The organism is Variovorax sp. P4_D9 (assembly GCF_056401695.1).
Map to the genome: position 1 here is coordinate 1 of NZ_JBFUIU010000930.1, position 3,267 is coordinate 3,267.

Annotated in this window: 4 protein-coding genes and 1 pseudogene; 4 read left to right on the plus strand and 1 reads right to left on the minus strand. The window is 62.5% G+C overall.

The genetic code is table 11. The features are described from left to right. On the minus strand, positions 1-812 hold an 812-nt coding region (locus AC1DY5_RS48495), incomplete at its 3' end, for an OST-HTH/LOTUS domain-containing protein (protein WP_478121479.1). 255 nt (positions 813-1,067) lie between these two features. Here AC1DY5_RS48495 and AC1DY5_RS48500 point away from each other — a divergent pair. From AC1DY5_RS48500 to AC1DY5_RS48515, 4 genes and pseudogenes are all read left to right on the plus strand, one after another. Beyond that, entirely contained in the window at positions 1,068-1,547 is a 480-nt protein-coding gene (locus tag AC1DY5_RS48500; protein WP_478121480.1) for a hypothetical protein, read from the plus strand. Continuing rightward, a complete protein-coding gene (locus AC1DY5_RS48505) occupies positions 1,517-1,993 on the plus strand; it encodes a hypothetical protein (protein ID WP_478121481.1) in 477 nt (158 codons plus the stop codon). The genes AC1DY5_RS48500 and AC1DY5_RS48505 overlap by 31 nt, the downstream gene beginning before the upstream one ends. Positions 1,994-2,101: 108 nt before the next feature. Continuing rightward, entirely contained in the window at positions 2,102-2,182 is an 81-nt protein-coding gene (locus AC1DY5_RS48510) for an SHOCT domain-containing protein (RefSeq protein WP_478121482.1), read from the plus strand. Positions 2,183-2,324: 142 nt separating this feature from the next. Next, positions 2,325-2,985, plus strand: a pseudogene (locus tag AC1DY5_RS48515) (LysE family translocator). Positions 2,986-3,267 lie beyond the last annotated feature (282 nt).

Genomic DNA, 3,267 nt, shown 5'->3' on the forward strand with positions numbered 1-3,267 from the left:
ACCTCAAACTGCCCCGTCTGCTTGAGAACCTGGCGCCAGGTCTTGCACCCGTATCGCCATGGCGTTTGCTCAGGGTCGCTCTTGCGAATCAGGTCGATGGCTCTTGTCAAGCTCGTCCAACCGTCCGTTGTCCCGGACGTCTCTGCTTGGCGCAGAAGTTTGACCACATGGCTTGACGGCCAATCGAAGCTTTCACTTGGCAGGCCCCCGTGAAGTAGTAGCTCCTGAAACTGGGGAGTGGCCATGAAGGACGCCATGTGTTGGCGTGCCTCTATTGAAGCCATTGCCCATTGGCGTAGCGTTCCGTAGGCGGCGTCGACCTTCTCATAGCTGCGGTCGAGGTGGTCTTCCGCGGCCTTGCTACCCTCAAGCGTCCACACGTCGAATTGCTCGAGCAGGTGATGTACGAGGCTGTTGCGAAGCGCGAGGAGGTGGCTCAAGTCCGCCTCGGTCCGCGCCAGGTCCTCCTCGGTCATCTGCAAGACTGCCTGAAAGCTCATCGTCAGTCGCTCGACTGGCTGACCTTCGTCAACGCTAGCGGAATTTGCTGCCGATGCTGCAACCTCAGCAGCCGTGCGCAGGTGCGACCTTCTAAGCTCGTCGATGAGCTGACCCAGCGACTTTGTCGCCAGCTTTTCCACCCGCTGGTCGCGGAACGTTTTTGCAGTTTCAACAGTGCCTTCGTATTTGGCATCTGCTACCAGTGCCTTGAGAAGCCGCTCGTACTGCTGAATCCGGAACAGGAAGCGCCCAAGCTTGCGCTGTACTTCTCTTTGATGGCGAGCAACTTCGACACTCACTTCAACGTTCACCTTCGACGCCCCTCCTGTTCTGGCAATTCTGCCAGCGGTTTGCCGGTGGCCTTCCTATCGTTCAACCRATGCTGGCGCGCAGCTCAGCAGCGCCGCAGAATCTGGTTCAACCGCCGGCCGGTTGCCGCTGGTCGATGCCAGCTATGGCCGGGGACCCACCCAGACAATGTAGTCAGTGACGCTGGCGCGTGGCCTTCGTGGCCTTCGTGGTCACAGGGGGTAGCAGTTCCACCTATGACGCAGCATCAAGCATCAATGGGAAAAGATGACGCCTCGACCGTTGCGCTGCTTGACCCCGAGCAGGAGCTCACGCCCGGCGAGCGGCTCACCTTCGCCGCGCAGTGCTTGCTTTTCGAGGGCTCGAACGGCGACTACATGCGCGTGGGTGCGCAAAACGGAATCTTGCTCGCGCTGAGCTTTCGCGACCGCGACGGGCACCACACTTACGGCTCCGGCGTGATGGTCGGGCCGGGCCTTGCACTGTGCGCGGCGCACGTGCTCCATGAGCACGACTTCTACGGCAAGCTCCAACGCGACGAGGCGACGCTCGTCGTGCAGGCCCCGCTGCCTGACGGCGGCATGCTGCTGTGGACTGTGCTCCGCATCGCGCTCGTGCCTGACAGCGACCTCGCCGTCTTGTCGATGGCGCTGAGCTCGTGCTACCCCGCAGACCGGCGCTTTATGACGCGTGGCTCACCACGCGCATGCCCGCGCTGGGCGACGTGCTCACGGTGACGGGCCTCTCAGCTGCGAGCGACGGCACCGAAGCAATAGCGAGTAACACGCGCATCGAGAAGGCCCCGCAATGCCAGCTCGGTCGCGTCATCGACCGCTACCCCAACGGGCGCGACCGCCGCCTCCCGGGACCTTGCCTCGCTGTCGAATGCGCCGTAYCCGGCGACACGAGCGGTGGCCCCGTCTTCGACAGCCGGGGCTACCTCGTGGGCCTCTTGTCTGCCTCCTATGACGGCGCTGAGATTTCTTTCGTCTCGCACCTGTGGCCGGCGCTCGTGCGTGCGCAAGCGTGCCCCGTGTGGCCGCCCGCGCCGTACGAGCGGCCAGCGCCCGGCACGCTGCTGCACCTGGGCAGCGCGTTCGGCGTCTCGATTGAACGCCCCGACGCGTTCAGGCTCTGCACGCCGCACGGCGTCATCTCGCTTGATTACGTGGCGTGGGAATAGCGCAGCCCTGAGCGCGTTCTCTGGCGATGGGGCTCGACCTGCCGGTGCTCAACTCATCAACCTGACTGCGCGGCAGTCGAGGACGTCAAATTCACGAAGCTCATCAACCTGAAGAAACTCCTTGATGGCGGCGTCCTAACCCAAGCCGAGTTCGAGCGAGAGAAGGCGAAAATTCTGAATCATCCGTAGTGCTGTCCATGTGCCGGTGACGGCCAGAACCGGCCCTTCCCGACTACGCCTCATTCAGCTATGGTGCGTTCCACGGGACTGCCCCCTGCCCCGAACCGCGACCGCTGACGGTCCTCGCGGTCGAAGAACAATCTGGTGATGTATGGAAGCTCCACTGCTCGCACACGCAACGAACCTCACGACCCTCTCGGTCTTTGCGTTGGTCGCCTTGGTGGCCATCGCAACACCAGGGCCGACCGTGTTGCTGGCGCTGGCCAATGGGTCACGCAATGGCGTGCGCCGGTCCCTTCCCGGAATGTTCGGCGCAGTCATGTCTGACTTCGTGCTGGTCGGCGCCGTCGCGCTGGGTCTCGGCGCCTTGCTTGCTGCATCGGAGTTCTGGTTTTCCGTCGTGAAATGGTTCGGCGCGGCTTGCCTCGCGTGGGTTGGCCTCAGGCTGTTGCGCTCAAACGGAGCTCTGGACCTTTCGCAATCGGGAGCGGAAAACAGCGATGCTGCAGCGCGACGCGTCTTCGCGAAGTCCCTTTCTGGTCGCAGTCACCAACCCAAAAGGGTACCTGTTCTGTTCGGCATTGCTGCCGCAGTTCATCGACGCAGCTACGCCACAATGGCCGCAGTACGTCGTGATTGGCCTGGTGTTCGCAGGGCTGGACTTCGCTGTCATGCTGGGCTACGCGGTTGTCGGAGCGCGCGCCGTAAGGCTGCTGCATCAGCGAGCAGTCCTTTGGCTGGACCGCTCCTGCGGCGCCGCGTTGTTGGCCTTGGCTGGCTCGCTGGCGTTCTACCGCCGAAGCGCCAGCTAGGGTCAATCCGAAGTTCGACGACGTGTGTCGGCCAAAAGCTGACCTCCCGGCGGTCGCGTCGACTGAGAAATGCAGGCCATACTTCCGCCATAAAAACTCCCCTCGTCGTCAGTGAATGGCTCGCAGAAAAGGTGGAACAGCACGCCTGGTCGAGCGTGAACGAGGAGCGCATCGCCCATCCTCACGAGTGTGGATGCCCAGTGGGAACTCTTCCTTACCAACACCTATTCCCTCGAGGAACATCGTGCCGGTTCGTTTGAGCACGTGCGCATGCCTATCGAA